Raw genomic sequence first — 18373 nt, 5'->3', positions numbered from 1 at the left:
GCGATGGGCAACACCGACCTTGGCAGAGGCCCTGCTTGCAACCAAGGAGGATGCCAATGAAGCTTATGCTCAACGGCGTCATGCTTATGGTACGAAAAACCCGGACGGGCTGGTCTATCGCCGTCCGGGTAACATTTGTCACGCAAGCGTCACGGTGAGCGGGGTTGCAGCCTCGCTCACCACTCCTTCAATATAGCTTTCGCCGAAAAATTACAACCTGACGAGCCGCGTTTACAATCTTTGATCGCAGTCGTTTCACGCGTCGGTTGTGGCTGGTTGCGCTGCTTCCGGAAACCGGTGCACCGCCACGATCCTGCGGCGCCACGACGGCACCAGTGCCGAACGCGTCACCGCCGCCTGCTCGTAAGCGTGGATGAAGTGTTGCGGCCCTGCCAGAATGCCCGCATGCTTTGCCGCGCAATCTGCACGCCAGCGAAACAGCAGGAGGTCTCCGGGCTCCATCTCCGCGACCGGGAGCGCCGCACCGAAAAGCCGCGCCGCCACCTCGATCAGCCGCTCCTCGCCGCTCCGCTCGGCCCAGTCCGGTGCATAGGCCGGCACAGGTCCGGCATCGCTCCCGTAAAGCCCCCGCCAGACACCGCGGATCAGCCCGATGCAGTCGCAGCCGACGCCCTGCGTGGCGCCCTGGTGCCGGTAGGGCGTGCCGATCCAGCTCTCCGCCAGCGCGACGATCCTCTCGCCCTGTCCACTCGTTCTTGTGCTCATGGAAAGATCGGTCCACCGTCGTGTCTGCCCTCGCCAGCGGCGTAGGAATAGGCAAAGTCGCTGCCCGGCACATGCGGAAAGCCGCGGAAGTTGAGCTGGTTGGCGAAGCGGCTCTTGCAGGTGGCGAAGGTCTTGTCGCAGCCGGCGCTGATCGTGAAGCTCTGCCCCGCCTCGAGCCGCCCTTCCAGCGGCAGCCAGAAGCGCAGCTCTGCCCTGCCCTCCGCCAGCCGCCGATGCGCCTCGACATCCACCCGCCGCCCGTCACCCAACCTCATTACCCCGAGGCGGAAGAAGCCGTCAGCGAAGGCATCCAGCCCCTCGGCGATGATCGCGCTTTCGTCCACCACGGACACCACCGTCCCGCTACCGGTCCAGCCCGCCAGATCCACCCGGCAGCGCCCGTCGCCAAGCTCGGCATCGCAGCGGCGGTTGTAGACGCGGCCCTGCGGCTGCGCCAGCCGGTGCGCCATGCTGCGCAGTTCCGCGGTAAAAGCTGCACCGGAGCGCGTCACCTCGCCCACCTCCCGCACATCGAGGAGCATGTGCTCCTCCGGCGCCTGCCAGTTGTCCAGATAGCGCTCCACCCGCGCACCGTCATAAAGCCCCGCGGCCAGATCCTCTTCCGAGATCACCTCGCTGGAGAAACCGCCTGCCACCTCGTCCGTGCTTGCCGCCAGCCCCGTCGCCGCCTCCACCTCGCTTCCGGAAAAGCTGCTGGCGGCGAGAAAGCTGGTGCCGGCGAACGCTAGGTCATGGTCGTGGTCGGTGAAACCCAGCACGCGCCCGTCGCGGCGCGTCACGCGCCAGCAATGGCAGGTGGTCGTCGCCTCGCCCGCCAGATGTGCGGCAAGGTCTTGTGGAACCTCTCTCATGGCAGGATCTCCGTCAGCGGAATGGTCGGAATGCGCCCGGCATCAAAGTGCGCCAGATCCACGTCGATCCGGTCGGTGTCGAAACGCACCGGCACGTCGAACTCGAAGCCCGCGCGCACCATAGCTCCGGGCTCCGGCACACGGCCCGCCGCAAACGTCACCATACCCGCCGCGGCATCGATCGCAAAAGTCTCCGGCGCCTGCACGACCCCCTCGACCGATACCACCACCGTCCCCGCCACCGGCTTTGCGATCCGCCGTACCCAGTTCGCACCCGCATCGCCATAGGTCTTCACCAGAGGAAACACGGCCACCTCGCCGTCGCCCGTGCCGATCACCTGGTCCATCGCCGAAACCGCCGCGTCCGGGCCGCAGGATTTCCAGTCGAGCGGATCTCGAAACCGGAACCCGTGCAGCGGCCCACGGCGCGCTTCAAAAAATTCCAGTACCGCGTAAAGTTCGGCCACCGACTTGATACCCGAGCCTGCGTCATAGCTGCGCCGCGAATCCCGCCAGCGCGCATTGCGGTTTTCCCGCCCGTTGGACAGGCTGACGATATCCGTGCGCCGCACCGGGCCGCCGCTCGTTCCCAGCGCCAGACGCAGCGGAAAGCGCACTTCGTGAAAGGCAGTCATCGCTGATCCTCTAATTTGGGTGTCGCGCCTACACTATGGCGGGTAGACTGGCTAAAGCCCGCGCTGCCCGCGCCCGACGCTGCGCGCCAGCATTGCCGCAATCTGCCCCTCGCTCTTGCGGAAGCTCGCCGCATCCGTCGCGGTCACGTTGAAGACGATTTGCGTCGATGCTCCGCCCCCGGCCGCCGAAACCCCAAGCGCGCCATCCGGTCCACGCTTGAGCGGCAGGATTGCCTCCGCCCCCGCCTCGCCCATCAGGCCGAGATCGCCACCCATGGGAAAGAAGCTCGGGCGACGCACCACGCCGCCATCCGCGAAAGGCACCACGGACCCCATAAACCCGCCGATCGCATTGCCGAGCGCCCCTTCGAGCGGCTTCAGCGCCGCCGAAAGCCCTATATCCGTCAGCCGGTTACCGAGCCCCCGCAGCACATCCTCCAGCCCCTTGCCGCCGACGGTCGCAGAGCGCAACGCCCCCGTCAGCGCCGCCCCGAACCGCTGCGACCGCGCTTCCAGATCCGCCATAACGCTCGCAAGCTCCTCCGCCTCGCCGAGAGTTTCGGCAAGCGAGATGTCATCGTTGTCCATGGGATTTACCTTTCGTGGACGCAGGCGTGATCCGGCTGCCGTCACCATTTCCTCGTTTGAAGACGTCTGGTGCGAGTTAGAAGAACGACGCTACCGCGTAGCATGATGAGGATGTTATCCTTGGCGTCCGTGAAAAGGACGATCCGGTCGCCCCAAAACGCGCATTCACCTCAATTGTCTGCTTTGCACCAGAAGAGGACATCAACTGCTTCAAGCTTGGAGGCCGGAAGGGGGCCGGATGCGGGCACTCAGCGAAGAGCTGACCCATCCACCAATTCGTGCGAATTTTCTTGTTTAGAACATACTCATAAAAAAGCCTGATTCCTGAAAGATGGCGCATCCGTGCAGCTCAAGGTCCGTCAGGCGGTCATCAGAGAGCATCATCATCCTACTCTCGTCGATGGTCATACTTGAGCATGTCGAATATCGCGTTGATGGGGCCGATCGCCCTTTTCTCTGCAGGCCTCCTGGTGAGCGGCTGCTCCGGCGGATCCGGCGGAGCAGCCGATGGAGGTTCCGGTAGTTCTTCGCCGCCCGCGGTCGCAGCTCCAGCACCGGCTTCGCCCAGCGCGCCCGCACCCGCTCCGGCTCCCACCCTACCATCACCCTCGCTCTCTCAAGGCGATTGGACATCAGGCGGCGTGACCTTCGACCCGGCGCGGGCGGAGCAAATTCGGACATCCCCCGAGTTTCGCGCGGCTGACGCCAACTGCACGTATGTCGGCTGTGCATCCTCCGGTGCACCCGCGACGAGCCAATCCAGTGCGTTTGAGCTGCACAACCTGCACACGGCCTTGTCCTCGGGCATCAGCGGCGCAGGCCAGCTCATTGCAGTCGTCGACAGCGGCTCTCGCACGACGCATCAAGAATTTGCGGGCAAGACGATTCATGGTTACGGCACGTTGCCGAGCAGCGATCACGGGACGCATGTGGCTTCGCTGATCGCAGGCGTTCAGGATGGCAGGGGAATGCACGGAGTGGCCCCTTCTGCCGGATTGCATCTGACCGCCATCAATCCGACAGGCGGCACCAATCTCAACCTGGACAACGTCATTGGCGGCACGCTGGACGCTGCTTCGCGCGGCGCGGTCGCGCAGAACAACTCGTGGGGGTTCGAGCGGGCTGCCTCCGACCTCGCGTCGCACCTTCAGTCCAACCCGGGCCAGACCGTGGCGCAAGGCCTGAATGCGCTGATCGGCAATTATGGCGCGGCGAAGTGGCAAACCTATCTCGATGCGCTGGACGGTTTCCAGCGCGGAGGCGTCATCGTATGGGCGCTCTCAAACAGTGAGGCCATGGCGTCCGGCGACGTGATGGCGGCCCTTCCGCATTTTGACCAGCGCTTGCAGGAAGCCTGGGTGGCGGCAGCAAATGGCTATTTCGAAGTCGACGCGGCAGGAGACATCACGAAGGCCTTCCGCCTTTCCGCTCCTTGTGGACTGGCTGCAAGCTTCTGCATGGCCGGAGATGGAACAACGAGAGCAGCGAGCGCCGCATCCGATACCGCCTATTCTACTGGCACAGGGACATCCTACGTCGCACCGCAGATCGCTGGGACGGTTGCGCTGCTGGCGGAGGCTTTTCCGGATCTCACACCGGAGGAGTGGACGAAGAGACTTCTGGCGAGCGCAGACAATAGCTGGTTCAGCAAGCTCGGGGTTCCGGTCAATGGCACCAGCGACTTCGGCAACGGCGTTTCCCACGCCTTCTCCGAGGAATGGGGGCACGGGGTCCTGGACATCGCGGCGGCACTCAGCCCGATCGGAAGCGTATCGTATCTCTCTGGAGATCACGTTCTGACCAGCGATCGGACGAGCCTCACCGAGATGACGGTTGCTCCGTCGCAAAGCTTTGGCAACGGGATCGAGAGGGCCCTGGCTGGGACGCAGGTCGCGGTCTTCGATGCCTTGAACCGCAGCTACAACGTCGAAGGGTCGCAGCTCGTCGAAACGTCGAGCTCCTCTATGCTCCCCGACCTGATGCAGTGGGTTGCCGTTCCCCCTTCGCATGCCCTGCCCAAGCCGGGCCTGCTCCTGCCGGACGACGTATACGCCGCAACAGCGGGCCTTTCGGTTTCCGCCGATGCCACCGGCATCTTCGAGGCCAGTCCCGCACCCGCGTGGCATAGCCAAAGTTCTGTTCTCTCGCTTGTGGGCGAGAATGTTGCAGCCATTTCCAGTCGCGAACTGGGGCCTTTCGCAGTCACGGCGGTTGGTTTTGCAGGGCAAGGCACGCATGAGGATGAGTTGGGTTCGGTTGCGGGCGGCGGCATCAACGTCGTGATCGGCGGAACGACCCGTGTCAGTTTCGGGGCAAGCTATCTCGATGACCAGGAAAGCCTTCTCGGGATGGAGCCGAGCGCGGCTTTCGCCTGGGGTGCCGGAAGCAAGGTTGCTACGTTCCACGCCGGTCTCGATCATCAACTGGCGCCGGACCTGGAGCTGTTTGGCCGGTTCGAACACGGGACTGCGAGAGCTTCTGGCGGCACCGCAGGCTTGATCGGATCGATCAGCGACGTCGGTTTCTCCGCGTTCCAGGTCGGAGTGCGCATAGGCAGCCTACTGGAGGAGCAGGATTCACTCTCTTTCTCCGTTGCTCAACCCTTGCGCATCGAAAGCGGCTCGATGAAGCTGAATATCCCGACCGGCCGTAACGCTGACGGAGAGATCCAGCAGCGCCAGATGGCGGCTGACGTGGAGCCGACCGGTCGCGAACTAGACTTCGGTATTGACTATAATGTCCCCGTTGGAGAGGGGCATCTGCGATTGGGCCTACAGTATCGCGTCGATGCGGGCCACGTTCCAGATGCTTCCGCCGCGGGCATAGCGATCGGCTTCCGGAAGACGTTCTAGCGCGCCAGCCTCCCGTTTCATCATCTCCTCCAACCCCTCCTCGCTGTTCTCCGGCGGTCGTGGCTGCAGTCCGCCCGCCACGGCACCCTCAACGCTCATCGCCGCCACCTCGTCGTCGCAATAGAGATCGCCGGCCCCGTTTAGCGAGATGGCCTGAGACCCGGCAACGCCTGCCGCTTGTTCTAGCCGTCATAGGTGCTAACCTTTCATCATGATGAGCGATGACGAGAACGGGTCCACACGGCGGCTTGCGCTTGCGACCAAGGGCGGAGGCCATTCCCTGTTCGTGAGGGAGCAAGGGCTCGCCGACGCGCCAGCCATTCTGTTCCTCCACGGCTTCCCGACCAGCTCGCTCGATTGGACGCATATTCTGCCGCTCCTTGGCGAATATCGCGCGATAGCGCCCGACCTTCTCGGCTTTGGCCGGTCGGACAAGCCCCGCATCCGCTACAGCTACGCGCTCCAGGCCGATCTGATCAAGGCCTTGCTTGAGCAGCTCGGGATCGATCGTGTGCGCGTGGTTGCGCACGACTATGCGGTGACGCTCGCCCAAGAGCTGCTGACGCGAGAAGCGAAAGGTGCGATCCCGTTCCGCATCGATCGGGTCGTGTACGTCAACGGCGGCGTCTACGCCCGCCTACACCGGCAGCGGCTGATCCAGCGGATACTGCGCACGCCTATGCTTGGCCCTATCGTCGCGCGCCGGATGACGTCTGCGTCGCTCCGGAACGCCCTGAACGCAATGGCTGGTGAGCGCGACGCCTGGAGCGAGGCGGATGCCCAGGCGCACTGGCGGGAGATAGCGCATGCCGACGGTCTCGCCCGCCTGCCTCAGTTGCTCCACTACATCGGCGACCGTCGCCGTCACGGCTCGACGTGGGAGGCAGCGATGGAGGCAGCCGCCAACCGAAGCGCGTTTGTATGGGGACCCGCCGATCCCGTGTCGGGTGCCCATATGCTGGCCGAGGTCCGCAAGCGCATGCCGGACGCCGAGATCCATGAACTTGACGGGCTCGGTCACTACCCGCACTGGGAACAGCCGGTCCGCTGCGCCGCCGCCATTGGCCAAGCGCTTGGCCGGGTCATAGACCCATAAAGGCCGAAGGCTTTCGCGGCTTATCATGGACGGGCACGACCTTGCGGCTTCCGCCAATCTGCCTGCGGTTTCGGCAACCACCGCCCGCACCCATCTGCAGCGCATTTCGACAGGACCGGCGCCTGCAGCAAACGATATTGGTCGTGCACTTCTCGGCCTTGGCAAACTCAGCAAGTAGTGCCGTTGAAGAGTTAAGCCTTAGCCCCAAGTCCTCACGCCCTCCTCACGCAGACGCCTTCCCATCCGGAAACCGCCTCATCAATCCCTCCAGCCCCTCCCGCGCCATCTCCGGCGGTCTCGGCCGCAGTCCGCCGGTCATCGCGGAAAACTCCACGGGCGTCAGGCGCCAGAACACGTCGGGGGAAAGCCGCAGCAGGCAGAGGCCGGTATGCATCACCGTCTCCCAAGGAAACGGTGATGCATACCGCCCGCCGGCTGCGGCTCTTAAGGGTCCGGCGAAGCTGCCTCCTGCGATGGCCCGAAGGTCGCTACCAGCAACTCGCCGACAGCCGGCAATACCGTTCTCGACACTCATCGCCGCCACCTCCTCGTCGGAATAGAGATTGCCCGCCCCGCGAAGCCCAGCACCCAGGATCCGGACCATGTCCGCGGAGCGGATGCGGCCGGCGGCAAACCGTTCCGCCAGTCCCTGCAGGTCGCCGGCACCGAAGGCGGTTTCCAGTTCCGCCAGGCTGCCGAGCGTCAGGCAGAGCACCCGCCGTTCACCATCGATTACCGCCTCCACCTCGCCGCGCCTGCGGTTCGCCCTAGCGCCCTCGCCCATCAGAGCGCTCCGAAAGCGAGGTTGCCTGCAGATTCCAGCGCCAGCTCGAACCGCAGCTCGCCATTGTGCTCGCCGGAATATTCCAGAGCCGTGATCTGGAACGGCCCGGTCACCGTGCCGAAATCCGGGATCAGCACCTGCCAGGAGAGGATCGAGCCGGCAAAGAAGGCCTGACGCACCAGCCCATCGCTCGCCTGGTCCTTGAACAGGCCCGCCCCCGTCAGTGAGGCACGCTGCACGCCGGCACCGCCCAGAAGTTCGCGCCAGCGCCCGGCGCTTTCCGCGTCCGTCACGTCCACCGTCTCGGCATTGAAAGCCAGCCGCCGCGATCGCAAGCCTGCCACAGTCACATAGCTGCCGCCATCGCTGATCTTCAGCAGCAGGTCCTTGCCCTTCTGCGCCACCATGATCTTGGTTTCCTTTCGCGTGAGTAAGTTCGCGATGCTTATGGAGAAACAGGCTCCAGCGGCTCCGTCACCGCCCTGAACCGCAGCTCAGAGGCAAAACAGGCCGTCTTTGCCTGCCGCCGCGTCCGTGTCCGCTCATGCGCCAGGCTCACCAGCACGTGGCCGGACAAGGTCAGCGCCGCATCCTGCAGCAGCACCCGCACCCGTTCGGCAATCTCCTCGGCCTCTCGCCGTCCGGCCGCCTCAGACCAGACCTCCAGCACCAGCCGATGCTCCTCGCCCGCCTCGGTGGCGGTGGAATAGTCGCGCGTCTCAATCTCGCCGATGACGAGCGTAGGCAGCACCGGGCGCGGCAGCAGCCGGTCGCGGATGCCATCCGTTGCGATCATCGACATAAGCTGGGGATCGGCGGCAAGCCGTGCATGGATCGCCGCCAGCAGTGCATTTGCCGCGCTCATGCTGACGCCTCCTCGCAATGACAGACGAGAAACCGCCGCGTCTCGTCCGGATCGCGCACCAGCGTCACCGCAAACAGCCGCGCATCCTTCCGGAATCGCTGTCCGGCCACGACATCCTCGCGAAACCATATCCAGATCCGGTGGCTGATGGTGACGCTTTCCGCCCCCGCCTCCTGCCGCTCCGAAACCCGCACGGGCTCCATCCGCGCCCAGAGCGAGCGCACCTCTTCCCAGGTCACCGTCACGCCGCCCTGGCCGTCCGGCATCTCCACCGGCGCCTCGAGAACCAGCCGCGCCGTCATCTGTCCCGGATCGAAGATGTCGGCCATCAGAGCCTCCGCATCCGGAACGGAGCGATCAACCGCTCGTAGCCATCGGGAATGCCGGCCGGCTGCTGGTCGGGCGAGATCACCCCGCGGAAGGCGAACATGTGGCCGACATGGATCAGCATCGCCCGCTTCAGCGTGTCCGGCACGTCGGTTCCCGCCTCGCCGAAGCCGGCTGAAAACTCGATCTCGATACCGTTCAGCGGCTGGCCCGGCGCCGGCGGATTGCGCAGCCAGAGCCTTGCCGGTCGCCCCGCCCCGTCGAGAAAATGATCCTCAAGTGGAACTTGAAGCGGCGCGCCATCGGCATCGAAAATGGTAACAGTCTGAATCGCTTGCACCGGCGATTTCGCAATCCGGACGATGCCGTCCGCCGGCCAGTCGTCGAGATAGAGCCGCCAGGCCTGCGCCATCAGGCAGAGCCCGGTCTCGCGCTCCAGGTGCTCGCGCGCCGTGGCGATGAGCGAGGAGAGCAGCGCATCCTCTTGCGCATCATCAAGACGCAGATGCGCCCTCACCTCGGCAAGCGTCAGCGGCTCCGCGGAAGGCGGAGTGGTCTGGGCATAGGTCATGGGGGTGTCCGAAAATGATTAGGGAAAGGTCGTCGCCATGGCCCCCTCACCAGCAAAATCTGACGTTTAGCCTACGGCTAAGCCTTCGATTTTGTAACCTCTCCCACAAGGGGAGAGGGAGGGCGCCGAGGGCGCGGCACTGTATCCTCTCCCCTTGTGGGAGAGGATAGTTCGCCCCAAGAGGCAAAGCCGATTGGCGAGGCGAACTTGGTGAGGGGGTATCGGCGATCAGCTCGCCGCAAACTTCACCAGCTTGATCGCTTCAAAATTCTGCACTCCGCCGCCGACGCGCTTGGTCGTGTAGAAGAGCACGTAGGGCTTGGCCGAGTACGGGTCGCGCAGGATGCGCACGCCCGCGCGATCAATGACGAGATAGCCGGAGCGGAAGTCGCCAAAAGCCGCGGCGAGCGCATTGGCGCCGACATCCGGCATTTCCTCGGCCTCGGCGATCGGGAAGCCCATCAGCGAGGCCGGCTGCCCGGCGCTTGCCGGCGGCCGCCAAAGGTAATTGCCGTCGGCATCCTTGAACTTGCGCACGTCACCTTGAGACTTGCGGTTCATCATGAAGGTGCCGTTCTGGCGGTGGCCGGCCTTCAGCGCGTAGATGACGTCAATCAGTGTGTCCGACGGCCCTGTCGTTTTCCAGGCGCCGGCCGCACCCGTGGCGATGTAGCCGAGATTGCCCCACGTCCAGGTGCTGTCGGCCACCGCCGTATAGGACAGAAAACCCTTCGGCTTGTTCACCCCGTCGCCGCGGATGAAGGCGTCGCCTTCCTGCTCGGCGAAGACGATGTCGATCTCGCCGGCGATCCAGGCCTCGATGTCGACGGCCGCATCGTCCAGCAGCGCCTGCGTCGCCGCCGGCATGGCATAGAGTTCCATGGTCGGGAAGGAGAGTTCAGCAAGCTGCGGCGTCGCCGTCTGCGGCCGCGCTGCCGTTTCCGCCACCCAGCCGGTCGAAAGTCCGGCGGTGGCGAACGGCTTCTTCAGCACGGCCGTTGATACGGTCCGCACGGTGGAAAGCGCCCGCATGGGCGACACGACCGAAACCCGCCGCCCGATCCCGGTATCGGTTTCCGGCGGCACCAGATAGCCGCCATCAGCTCCGGCGGTCGCGGAAAATGCCTTTGCCTCCAGCTCGCGCAGCCCGGCCTCGTCGCCGCGGCGAACATAGGCGTCGAAGGCGGCCTTGTGCTCCTCGGCCTCCGGCGAAAGCTCACGGCCCTGGGAGGAACCGAGCGCCGGGCGCGCCTTCTTCAGCAGCATCTGGTCGAGCACCTTCTTCTGCTCGTCCATCGCCCGGTTGATGCGGTCCATCTTGTCGCGCGTCACGACGTCGGCCGTCAGCTTCTGCTCGATCTCCCCCAGCCGCCGGTCGTTGACGTCCTTGAAGGCTTCGAAGGCCTCCATGAACTCGTCGAAGGCCGCCGTCACCGTCTCCGGCACTCCTTTGACTTCCGGGGCCTTCACCTCGGGCGCCGTCTTTCCCATGTCCGTCATGTCGCTTTTCCTTTGAAGCTGGGTTTCAACATCATCTTCGCCGCCCGCCGCATCTGGCGGACGAGCTCGGTTTCCCGGTCGCGGAAGAACCGCGCATGCTTGACGTCGGAGACGCGCGCCGAGGGCAGCATCGGGAACGTCACCACCGAGATCTCCCAGAGGTCCGCCTCCAGGATGCGCCGCACCCCGCTCTTCGGGTCGGAACGCGCCTTCACCGTCCGGAAGCCGATCGACAAGCCGTCCAGCGCCCCGGATTTCATCAGCGAAAAGACCTCTGCCGCGCGTCCCACGCCCGGCGCCAGCCGTCCCTCGACATACAGGCCGCGGGCATCCTCGCGGATCACCGTCCAGGCGCCGATCGGTTCTGCCGGATCATGCTGGTAGAGCATGCGCACGCCGCGCGCGCCCCGCTCGACGAGAGAATTGGCAAAGGCCCCGCGCTCGATCCTGTCCTTGCCGAGATCGACCTCGCCGAACACCGAGGCATAGCCCGAGAACGTCCCGTCGCCGGAAACACCCGCCAGTTCCAGATTGGCGAACTTCCGCGCGCTCGGGCGCAGTATCGGGCGCATGGGCTTGCCCATAGGAGTGCGGGGCCCGCGGTCAGCGTGCATGAAAGTCTCCTGCAATCTTGATTGTCTGTTCGAGAACCGGCGGAGGATCAGCCCGCCCGCTTGCCCCATCGCTCCGCCACGCGCACGAGCGCGCCGAGCACCCACCAAGCGAGAAGGCTTGCTGCCGCCGAGCCGGTAAGTGAAATTTCCAGCCCGGTCAGCTCGTCCGCGATCCCCATCCTGTCGGAGAGCCACAGGCCGGTCGGCTTGCCGAAGATCAGCCCGCAGCAGAGCCCGGTGAAGAAGCGGCTCGCCGCCTCGCGCCGGCTCTTCGGCAACAGGTAGATGAGCGACACCCCCGCGCCCGCCGCCGCCCCGGCCGCCTTCGCCGCCAGGACGCCAGCCTCGTTGCCAAGGTCAGCCATTGTTAACCTTCCTTGATTAGGTTGAATGCATAGACCAGCGTCCGACGATCACCGGCCCGCCGCCCCGGCATCCGATTGCCGATTCATTTGAATCGGTTGGCGCGGGATGTTCGTGCAGCGATTCTGGTTGTTCAGAATCTGGGTGAGAAGCTTTACACGCTGGTTGAGGTTGCGGCGCTCGGGAATACCCCTCAAGCGCCTTCCTCCAGATCGGCATCTTTCTCGAGATCGGCGGGTCCCTGTCTCGCATGCATGATAGACACGATCACGATGTGGTCTTCCCGCAGAATATAATCCAAATGGTAAGGAGCCGTAACGAAGCGTCGCACGCCGTCGGCTGGTGCCACAACGACACCAACGCGAGGATGTTCGCTGAGGAGTCGCGCCGCCTTCTTGATCTGCTCAGAGAAGGCAACGGCGGTCCTGCGTCCGAACTGAGCGAGATAAGCCCGCTCTCGTTCGACGTACCGCGTCGCTTCCTCCGAGAAGCGCACCTTCATCAGGCGGCAGCCTCACGATTGAGACGATCCAGCTCCGCGAAAAGCTCTTCGGCGTCCACGGTGCGTCCTGCCTCGACGTCTTCCAGGCCCCGGCGGATACTGAGCATCTCCGCCCCCTCCGCCATAAGATAATATTTCAGCGCCCGCACGATCACCCAGGACCGGCTACGATCCGCAGTCTCGGCAATCTTTTCGATATCCTGGAGAATATCCAACGGCAGCCGCAGGGTGATCGGATCGGACAGAGCGGGTTTATCAGCCATGGTCTGCTCCTGTTTGTAATACGACGTATTACAAACCTTACGCCCCTTCCCCGGTTCCCGCAATCGCCCTCAATACCCCACCGCCTGCCGCTTCTCCTTCTCGGTCAAAAACTCCGCCGCCCCCACCCTTGCCCAGAGCGCATCCCGCTCTGCGGACAAGCCCGCGATCCGATCCAGGTCCGGCTCCAGCCGCAGCGCCTCGCCATAGGCCTCCGACAGCCAGGCGGAGAAGCTTGCGGCAGTCCGCGCCAGCAGCGGCACCACCGTCAGCCGGTAGAAGGCGCGGTTCGCTTCCTGGTAGTTGGCATAGGTATTGTCGCCCGGGATGCCGATCAGCATCGGCGGCACGCCGAGCGACAGCGCGATGTCGCGGGCAGCGGCGTTCTTCGCCTCGATGAAATCCATGTCCTTTGGCGAAAGCCCCATCGACTTCCAGTCGAGCCCGCCTTCGAGCAGCAGCGGCCGCCCGGCATTCACCGCGCCGGCATAGCCGCTTTCCAGCTCGGCCTTCAGCCGCTCGTACTGGTCAGCGGACAGATTGCCACCCTCCTTCGGCTGGTATACCAGCGCCCCGGAGGGTCGGGCGGAATTGTCGAGCAGCGCCTTGTTCCATTCGCCCGCCGCATTGTGCAGGTCGAGCGCAGCACCCGCCGACGCGAGTGGCGGAAAGCCCAGATGGTCGTCGAGCGGATGGAAGAGTTTCAGGTGCAGGAGCGAAATCCCGTTGCCGCCCTCCGCCGGCAGCCGCCGCGTCACATTGCCCGCCCGGTAGTCATAGGCGGTGATCCAGCCGTCGCGGCCCTCCACCACGCTCACCCGGTCCGGCCGCAACAGATGCAGTTCCCGCAGAGCGTCGCCCAGCACCAGCGGCTCGACATAGGCATTGCCGGAAAGCATCAGGTGGCCGTAGAGCGCCTGGAAGAAATCCGGCCCCGCCTGGCGCCCGTTCGGCTGCGAAAGCAGCGCCAGCGCCGGATGCGCGCTCACCTCCCCCTCGCCCTCGTAGGCAAGCCATGGGACCGAGGCCGCCTCGGCCACCAGCCGCACGGCCCGGTGCGCCACCGGGTTCTTCATGAAGCCCGCCCCAGCCCGCCATAGGAGCGGCCGGACCAGTGAGCCGTCCCCTCGCCCGCCAGGATCGCGAAGCCGCCCGCAGCCTTGGCCTCGACATCCGGTGCGCCGCCCACGCGTTCGCGCCCGTCCGCGGTCACCCACGGCAGCTTCACTGGAAATCTCATCTTTTTCCACCCTGTTGTTTAAAGGAACGCCGCGCGTTAATCCGCCGATGCCACGCCCACGGACACGTCGCTCGCCTGGTCCCGTAGCACATTCAGAAGTCGGCGTTTTTCGCGCCGCGAGCGGATCTGCCGGGCCATCGGCTGCTCCGACTTTAGCAGCCTCTTTCCGCTGTGATCACGCACAACGAAAACCCGCTCCGCGGCAACCAGCTGATCATGCCAGGTATAGGTGCCAATGGCGGTAATGCCGAGCTCCTGTAGCTCATCGATCACACCGTCCGGTGCACAGCTTGCCATGGCCGCCTTTACCAGATCCTCAAACGAGCCGAGATCAAGATAGTCGCCACTTGACAGCGGCCCCTGGAAGAGCTCGCTTCGCTGGTCACGCCCTTGAGCCGCCACTCGCTCCACATCGCTTAGCGAACAAAGCAGGTCACCGCCTCCGAAGTTCAGCCTGACGATGATCGCCTGAAGGAAGACGATCTCTGGGCTCATATTCGTGACCATGCAACGGGCTGTAAGCGAATGTCCGCCCCCGCGCGTGATCATGATCTTCGGCCGCAACTGGTGCCGGTAGCTCCTGTAGAACAGCTGCAGATAAAGCACCCATACAAACAGCGTTGCGACGCTCGCAACCGCCGACACGACACCGTTATTCTCGCTGAGCCAAGTCCACATGCGGCTTATCCCTGACCATCATGAGCGGACGCAACGGGGCGGCAGCAGATCAGGTTCCGCTGGAGGGGACATCAACAACTGAGTGCCCGCGCGAAGTTCCGTGCATGCCCCGCCACGAGGGTCGCGCGGTCCCGCCCATTGATGATCTTGCGCGCCCCCACCCAGTCCTCGCGTCCCGACCCGAAATAGTCCTCCAGGCGGTGGCCGGTGAAGCTGCCGCGGCGCATGCCCTCGATCAGGATCGCCACCGACACGTCCATTTCCATCGCCTGGCACGGGTCCGAAACGAGGTCCACCCCTGTCACTTCCGACATAATCTCGTAGTTGCGCCGGTGGGTAAGTTGCACAAGCCCCCGACCAAACCAGGATTTGTGGTCCCCGTCTCGCCGCCAGTAGGGTGCCTTCACCGTCCCAAGCCGCCCGGACGCAAAGGCGGCGTCCAGCCGGCGGATCGCCTCGGCATCTGTCCGCGCCAGCGTTTCGCGCACCGGCTGCATGCTCGCTGCGGTCTCGTGGAAGGCCGTCGCCAGCACGTAAGCGAGCTCGCGCCTGCCCGTCGCCGCGCCGTCGTCCCCGGTGCGTGCGCACCAGCCATCGAGAATGGCCGAGAGCCCATCTACCTGCCGCTGCGTCAGCCGCCCTTGGAACGGCTTCTGCCTTACCCGCGCAAAGAAGAAGGGTCGGTCGATCGCCGTGGAAACCATGCCTGTTAACTCCATCGGGAAGAATTCGCCCTCTTTCAATCGGTTTAGAAAAACTAAATCGTTTGAAGTGGTTAGGGCTCGATTTACAATTCCTTCATCTTGTGGAACCAACGGTGCCACAGGACGTTTTGGTCGGCCTTTGAGATGGAGAGATCATGATGATGAACCCGCAAGCCCCGGCCCCGCAGCCCAAGCAGCAGCCGATACCGCAGCACGTTCTCGATCGTCTTGAATCCGAATGGCGCCAGATGCGGGAAAACGCGGCACCCCAGCCGCGTCTTCAGGCAGCCGAATAACCTAGATCCCCCGCACCCGCGGCTCTCCATGCCCCTCGATCAGGAGAGCCGTGAGCGCCCAGACCAGCGCGTCCAGCCGGTCGGGCGAGCGGCCCGAGGACAAGCCCTCCGGCCCGAAATCACACATCTGATCTTCCAGTTCCACGAACCGCCCCGCATGCACCACCCGCCGCTGCTCGTAGAGGGCGGCTACCGGCTCGGCCCGCAGGTATTTGCCGCGCGTTGCCCTGACCTGCGTCAGCGGCAGGGACACGTCGACGCTTCTCAGCATCGCCGCCACCATCTCGCCACCCTGGTTTACCTCGGCGACGATCCGGTCGGCAGCAAAGCGTCGGTAGGTGTTCGCCACCGCCTTCGCCCAGCCGGCCGGCGTCATGCCCTCAACGGAACAATCCGCCAGCACCACCGCCCGTCCGCCGGCATCCAGCCCCGCCACGACAATGCCGCAGCAGGAATGCTCGCCGGAGCCCGACGGCGGATCGACCGCCACGACGATGCGCCGCAGCGCCTCCGTCACCCGGATGGTGCAGGCCTCGATCTCGGCGCGCTTCCACAGCGCGTCCTCGCGGTCCTCGATCAGTTCGCCGTCGATTTCCTGCCGCCCAAGCCTCGTGCCGCCATAGCGCTTCTGCAGCTCGACGAGGAAGCCGGGCGCCAGATTCCCGGCATTGTCCCTGGTGGCGATCCGCACCAGCCGCGTGCCGGCGTCGGCCATCAGCCGTTTCAGGAGCGGCGCCGGCCGCGGCGTCGTCGTCACCAGCTGCCGCGGTTCACGGCCGAGTCTTAAGCCGAATTGCAGCATGTCGAAGGTCTCCTCCGCATGCTTCCACTTCGCCAACTCGTCGCACCAGGCGTAATGGAACTGCGGCCCGCGCAGGCTTTCCGGATCTTCCGAGGAGAAGACCTGCGCCACCGCCCCGTTCGGCCAGATGATCCGCCGGCGCGAGATCTCGAACTCGGGCCTCTGGCGCCCGCGAGCGATCCGGCAGATGCCGGAAACCCCGTCCACCATCACCTCGCGCGCCTCGCCCAGCGTCTCCGCCACCAGCGCGATCCGAAGCTCCGAGCGGTTCCCATCGGCACAGACCAGCGCCTGCACCCATTCCGCCCCAGCCCTCGTCTTGCCCGAACCGCGCCCGCCCATGACCAGCCACGTCCGCCAGTCCCCCGGCGGCGGCCTTTGCTCGCGCCGGCCGGCAAAGCGCCACTCGCGTTCGAACCCGATGTGGAAATCTTCGTACGGATCTTCTCTTCCCGTGGTGAGAAAAGGTGGCGCACCCGGTCCTTCGATCTCCCCCCTTGAGGGGGAGATGCCCGACAGGGCAGAGGGGGGTACCCCTGCGTCGCCGGAGCTAAACTCCTGCAAGCCGCTAGGGCAGAGAGCCTGCTCTCTTGTCTCCCGCGACATCTCACCTTCGAGAGTAGAGGTCTCAGGCGACACTGACTTCGCATCGTCGTGCATCGATCCGACGAGCGCCGCACCCAGGTCAGCCGTGCGCTTCGCCCTTTCCCGGGCCACGATAATCCTCTCGAAGCCTCGGCCCATGTCCGACGACACCTTCACCGTTTTGCCCAGAAGCTTCTCGTTTCGCAGCCTGATCGTCCGCTGGCTGTCTGGCTTGGTCGCCGAGACGCTCCGATACCCAGGTTGGCGGACCATCCCGCTTCCAGGCCTCGTAAAGACGGAAGGCATCTTCATCGGCACGGTCCTTGATCATCTGGATGAAGCGTTCCTTCGCCTCCCCATAGCCGCTTGCCTCTGCCGCGCGCTCCGCCTCGTCCTCGCGGTCACGGGCAAGCTGGCGCTGCAGGCTGTCGACCTTTTCCAGCGTGCGGACGATCAGCGACATGGCGTCGGTCGCTGCCTTGATGTCGGCGCGGGCAAGCTTTCCCGCCGTCTCGTCGCCACCGGCAAGTAGGCCCTCGGCCGCAATCCGCATCTTGCGAAAGGCGTCGAACTGACCGCGCATCTCCACCGTCATCTCGTTCAGGAGCCGCCGCAGCCCGTCCGCCGCGGAAACCTGCGCCCCTTCCGCGGACTTCGTCTCAAGCACCACCGCCCGCACATCCTCGGCCAGCACATCGCCTTCCGGCAGCGCGTCGCGATAGGCGGGTGCGGCCTCCCAGCAGCCGAACAGCGCAAGGTCCACCGCCAGCGGATCGACGGCTTCGGGTTGATCGGCATGATCCACGGCAAATCTCCAGCCACGCGCCGTCGCCCGGCGAGCCCGGCAAGGGGCTCCGGCGACAGGGGCATCCGGCGTCAGAACGAAAAAAGGCCCGGCGCAGGGGGCCGGGCCAGCTTTGACTGGAAGCTCTGCAACCGGCTGCCGGCCGGCTACAGATCTTCGACTATGCCTGAACCCTACCAGACGACCGTAACGCCGTCAAGGATTAAATTCCTATCACGGTGATTTTATGTAGCGAATAAACCACCACCTCTGCAACGATCGAAGAGCGCTGGCTTAGTCCGAGAAGACCGACTGGTCCGTCTTCGGTCGCGCAAGGCATTGAAGGGAAACAAGAAACTGGTTCGGCCTCACCAGCGGTCGCGGTTGCGTTCCCGCCTTCGCCGCTCTTCCTGCGGCTGCGATATCATCGATTTCTTGAGGTCTACCCCGGCCATCTCCTCGATGACCAGCAGGACCAGCAGGAATATGGATACCGCCGCCATCCAGAACCCCGTCCAGCCACCGACGCGAAGTCCGGTGCCGATGGCAAGCTGAAGCGCGATGAAGGCCAGCGCACAAAATCCGAGTTGGCTTAATCGAAGCATGATCGGTCACCTTGTCGCAGTGGGTGATGCCTCGATTAACAGTATACTAAAGTCTATGTTCCCCAGAAAGTTCGGCAAAAGAGATCGGCGCCAGGATACACGCCCTCCGGCGACAGCTCTGCT

General features: G+C 64.7%; 22 protein-coding genes and 1 pseudogene. 3 read left to right on the top strand and 20 right to left on the bottom strand.

Annotation, left to right across the window (positions count from 1 at the left end; translation table 11 throughout):
- Window positions 1-255: 255 nt before the first annotated feature.
- From LXM96_RS16695 to LXM96_RS16680, 4 genes are read right to left on the bottom strand one after another with little or no spacing between them, the layout of a single operon-like run.
- Window positions 256-726, bottom strand: coding sequence for an NlpC/P60 family protein (locus tag LXM96_RS16695; protein WP_239999679.1), 471 nt, complete (start codon window positions 724-726; stop codon window positions 256-258).
- Window positions 723-1598: a DUF2163 domain-containing protein gene (locus tag LXM96_RS16690; protein WP_239999678.1), complete on the bottom strand. Its 876-nt coding sequence runs from the start codon at window positions 1596-1598 to the stop codon at window positions 723-725. Before LXM96_RS16690 ends, LXM96_RS16695 begins: the two co-directional genes overlap by 4 nt.
- A complete protein-coding gene (locus LXM96_RS16685; RefSeq protein WP_239999677.1) occupies window positions 1595-2233 on the bottom strand; it encodes a DUF2460 domain-containing protein in 639 nt (212 codons plus the stop codon). Before LXM96_RS16685 ends, LXM96_RS16690 begins: the two co-directional genes overlap by 4 nt.
- Window positions 2234-2284: 51 nt before the next feature.
- Entirely contained in the window at window positions 2285-2821 is a 537-nt protein-coding gene (locus LXM96_RS16680) for a phage tail tape measure protein (RefSeq protein ID WP_239999676.1), read from the bottom strand.
- A gap of 641 nt (window positions 2822-3462) precedes the next feature.
- On the opposite strand from LXM96_RS16680, the gene LXM96_RS16675 reads away from it, so the two are divergent.
- Together LXM96_RS16675 and LXM96_RS16670 are read left to right on the top strand one after the other, a co-directional pair.
- On the top strand, window positions 3463-5673 hold the full coding sequence (locus LXM96_RS16675) for a S8 family peptidase (protein ID WP_239999675.1): 2211 nt from the start codon (window positions 3463-3465) through the stop codon (window positions 5671-5673).
- Window positions 5674-5884: 211 nt separating this feature from the next.
- Complete coding sequence (locus LXM96_RS16670) at window positions 5885-6769, top strand: alpha/beta fold hydrolase (RefSeq protein ID WP_239999674.1); 885 nt, start codon at window positions 5885-5887, stop codon at window positions 6767-6769.
- Window positions 6770-6992: 223 nt separating this feature from the next.
- On the opposite strand, the gene LXM96_RS21875 is transcribed toward LXM96_RS16670, so the two are convergent.
- From LXM96_RS21875 to LXM96_RS16595, 13 genes and pseudogenes are all read right to left on the bottom strand, one after another.
- Complete coding sequence (locus LXM96_RS21875; protein WP_394801980.1) at window positions 6993-7553, bottom strand: rcc01693 family protein; 561 nt, start codon at window positions 7551-7553, stop codon at window positions 6993-6995.
- Window positions 7553-7960 (bottom strand): phage major tail protein, TP901-1 family, encoded by a 408-nt coding sequence (locus LXM96_RS16650; protein WP_239999672.1) that lies wholly within the window; start codon window positions 7958-7960, stop codon window positions 7553-7555. Before LXM96_RS16650 ends, LXM96_RS21875 begins: the two co-directional genes overlap by 1 nt.
- 38 nt (window positions 7961-7998) lie before the next feature.
- Window positions 7999-8418 carry a DUF3168 domain-containing protein gene (locus tag LXM96_RS16645; protein WP_239999671.1) on the bottom strand — a complete coding sequence of 140 codons (420 nt, stop codon included), beginning with the start codon at window positions 8416-8418 and terminating at the stop codon, window positions 7999-8001.
- Window positions 8415-8747, bottom strand: a complete 333-nt coding sequence (locus LXM96_RS16640) for a phage head closure protein (protein WP_239999670.1) — start codon at window positions 8745-8747, stop codon at window positions 8415-8417. The genes LXM96_RS16645 and LXM96_RS16640 overlap by 4 nt, the downstream gene beginning before the upstream one ends.
- Complete coding sequence (locus LXM96_RS16635; protein WP_239999669.1) at window positions 8747-9316, bottom strand: head-tail connector protein; 570 nt, start codon at window positions 9314-9316, stop codon at window positions 8747-8749. The genes LXM96_RS16640 and LXM96_RS16635 overlap by 1 nt, the downstream gene beginning before the upstream one ends.
- Window positions 9317-9544: 228 nt before the next feature.
- Window positions 9545-10816 carry a phage major capsid protein gene (locus tag LXM96_RS16630; protein WP_239999668.1) on the bottom strand — a complete coding sequence of 424 codons (1272 nt, stop codon included), beginning with the start codon at window positions 10814-10816 and terminating at the stop codon, window positions 9545-9547.
- A complete protein-coding gene (locus tag LXM96_RS16625; protein WP_394801979.1) occupies window positions 10813-11430 on the bottom strand; it encodes an HK97 family phage prohead protease in 618 nt (205 codons plus the stop codon). Before LXM96_RS16625 ends, LXM96_RS16630 begins: the two co-directional genes overlap by 4 nt.
- Window positions 11431-11477: 47 nt before the next feature.
- Window positions 11478-11795: a DUF6107 family protein gene (locus tag LXM96_RS16620; RefSeq protein ID WP_052637596.1), complete on the bottom strand. Its 318-nt coding sequence runs from the start codon at window positions 11793-11795 to the stop codon at window positions 11478-11480.
- A gap of 191 nt (window positions 11796-11986) precedes the next feature.
- Entirely contained in the window at window positions 11987-12295 is a 309-nt protein-coding gene (locus LXM96_RS16615; protein ID WP_239999667.1) for a type II toxin-antitoxin system RelE/ParE family toxin, read from the bottom strand.
- Window positions 12295-12558, bottom strand: a complete 264-nt coding sequence (locus LXM96_RS16610; RefSeq protein ID WP_239999666.1) for a CopG family ribbon-helix-helix protein — start codon at window positions 12556-12558, stop codon at window positions 12295-12297. The genes LXM96_RS16615 and LXM96_RS16610 overlap by 1 nt, the downstream gene beginning before the upstream one ends.
- 69 nt (window positions 12559-12627) lie before the next feature.
- Window positions 12628-13796: pseudogene (locus LXM96_RS16605) on the bottom strand (phage portal protein).
- Window positions 13797-13832: 36 nt separating this feature from the next.
- Window positions 13833-14474, bottom strand: coding sequence for a hypothetical protein (locus LXM96_RS16600; RefSeq protein ID WP_239999665.1), 642 nt, complete (start codon window positions 14472-14474; stop codon window positions 13833-13835).
- 71 nt (window positions 14475-14545) lie between these two features.
- A complete protein-coding gene (locus LXM96_RS16595; RefSeq protein WP_239999664.1) occupies window positions 14546-15178 on the bottom strand; it encodes a glycoside hydrolase family 19 protein in 633 nt (210 codons plus the stop codon).
- A 155-nt stretch (window positions 15179-15333) separates the two neighbouring features.
- On the opposite strand from LXM96_RS16595, the gene LXM96_RS16590 reads away from it, so the two are divergent.
- A complete protein-coding gene (locus LXM96_RS16590) occupies window positions 15334-15474 on the top strand; it encodes a hypothetical protein (RefSeq protein WP_156157123.1) in 141 nt (46 codons plus the stop codon).
- 1 nt (window position 15475) lies between these two features.
- Here LXM96_RS16590 and LXM96_RS16585 read toward each other — a convergent pair whose 3' ends face one another.
- The 3 genes from LXM96_RS16585 to LXM96_RS16575 all read right to left on the bottom strand — a co-directional run bounded on the left by LXM96_RS16585 (window position 15476) and on the right by LXM96_RS16575 (window position 18250).
- On the bottom strand, window positions 15476-16993 hold the full coding sequence (locus LXM96_RS16585) for a DNA-packaging protein (protein ID WP_239999663.1): 1518 nt from the start codon (window positions 16991-16993) through the stop codon (window positions 15476-15478).
- Window positions 16962-17666: a hypothetical protein gene (locus LXM96_RS16580; protein ID WP_239999662.1), complete on the bottom strand. Its 705-nt coding sequence runs from the start codon at window positions 17664-17666 to the stop codon at window positions 16962-16964. The genes LXM96_RS16585 and LXM96_RS16580 overlap by 32 nt, the downstream gene beginning before the upstream one ends.
- Before the next feature lie 347 nt (window positions 17667-18013).
- Entirely contained in the window at window positions 18014-18250 is a 237-nt protein-coding gene (locus LXM96_RS16575; RefSeq protein ID WP_052637585.1) for a hypothetical protein, read from the bottom strand.
- Window positions 18251-18373 lie beyond the last annotated feature (123 nt).

The sequence above is a fragment of the Rhizobium halophilum genome (assembly GCF_021648825.1).
Taxonomy (GTDB): domain Bacteria; phylum Pseudomonadota; class Alphaproteobacteria; order Rhizobiales; family Rhizobiaceae; genus Neorhizobium; species Neorhizobium halophilum.
This window is presented reverse-complemented; position numbering and strand designations above follow the sequence as displayed.

Excerpts from the sequence above, each read along its gene's own strand:
- LXM96_RS16695 (WP_239999679.1), bottom strand. The coding sequence starts at position 726 with ATGAGCACAAGAACGAGTGGACAGGGCGAGAGGATCGTCGCGCTGGCG.
- LXM96_RS16690 (WP_239999678.1), bottom strand. The coding sequence starts at position 1,598 with ATGAGAGAGGTTCCACAAGACCTTGCCGCACATCTGGCGGGCGAGGCG.
- LXM96_RS16685 (WP_239999677.1), bottom strand. The coding sequence starts at position 2,233 with ATGACTGCCTTTCACGAAGTGCGCTTTCCGCTGCGTCTGGCGCTGGGA.
- LXM96_RS16680 (WP_239999676.1), bottom strand. The coding sequence starts at position 2,821 with ATGGACAACGATGACATCTCGCTTGCCGAAACTCTCGGCGAGGCGGAG.
- LXM96_RS16670 (WP_239999674.1), top strand. The coding sequence starts at position 5,885 with ATGATGAGCGATGACGAGAACGGGTCCACACGGCGGCTTGCGCTTGCG.
- LXM96_RS21875 (WP_394801980.1), bottom strand. The coding sequence starts at position 7,553 with ATGGGCGAGGGCGCTAGGGCGAACCGCAGGCGCGGCGAGGTGGAGGCG.
- LXM96_RS16650 (WP_239999672.1), bottom strand. The coding sequence starts at position 7,960 with ATGGTGGCGCAGAAGGGCAAGGACCTGCTGCTGAAGATCAGCGATGGC.
- LXM96_RS16645 (WP_239999671.1), bottom strand. The coding sequence starts at position 8,418 with ATGAGCGCGGCAAATGCACTGCTGGCGGCGATCCATGCACGGCTTGCC.
- LXM96_RS16640 (WP_239999670.1), bottom strand. The coding sequence starts at position 8,747 with ATGGCCGACATCTTCGATCCGGGACAGATGACGGCGCGGCTGGTTCTC.
- LXM96_RS16635 (WP_239999669.1), bottom strand. The coding sequence starts at position 9,316 with ATGACCTATGCCCAGACCACTCCGCCTTCCGCGGAGCCGCTGACGCTT.
- LXM96_RS16630 (WP_239999668.1), bottom strand. The coding sequence starts at position 10,816 with ATGACGGACATGGGAAAGACGGCGCCCGAGGTGAAGGCCCCGGAAGTC.
- LXM96_RS16625 (WP_394801979.1), bottom strand. The coding sequence starts at position 11,430 with ATGCACGCTGACCGCGGGCCCCGCACTCCTATGGGCAAGCCCATGCGC.
- LXM96_RS16620 (WP_052637596.1), bottom strand. The coding sequence starts at position 11,795 with ATGGCTGACCTTGGCAACGAGGCTGGCGTCCTGGCGGCGAAGGCGGCC.
- LXM96_RS16615 (WP_239999667.1), bottom strand. The coding sequence starts at position 12,295 with ATGAAGGTGCGCTTCTCGGAGGAAGCGACGCGGTACGTCGAACGAGAG.
- LXM96_RS16610 (WP_239999666.1), bottom strand. The coding sequence starts at position 12,558 with ATGGCTGATAAACCCGCTCTGTCCGATCCGATCACCCTGCGGCTGCCG.
- LXM96_RS16600 (WP_239999665.1), bottom strand. The coding sequence starts at position 14,474 with ATGTGGACTTGGCTCAGCGAGAATAACGGTGTCGTGTCGGCGGTTGCG.
- LXM96_RS16595 (WP_239999664.1), bottom strand. The coding sequence starts at position 15,178 with ATGGTTTCCACGGCGATCGACCGACCCTTCTTCTTTGCGCGGGTAAGG.
- LXM96_RS16590 (WP_156157123.1), top strand. The coding sequence starts at position 15,334 with ATGATGATGAACCCGCAAGCCCCGGCCCCGCAGCCCAAGCAGCAGCCG.
- LXM96_RS16575 (WP_052637585.1), bottom strand. The coding sequence starts at position 18,250 with ATGCTTCGATTAAGCCAACTCGGATTTTGTGCGCTGGCCTTCATCGCG.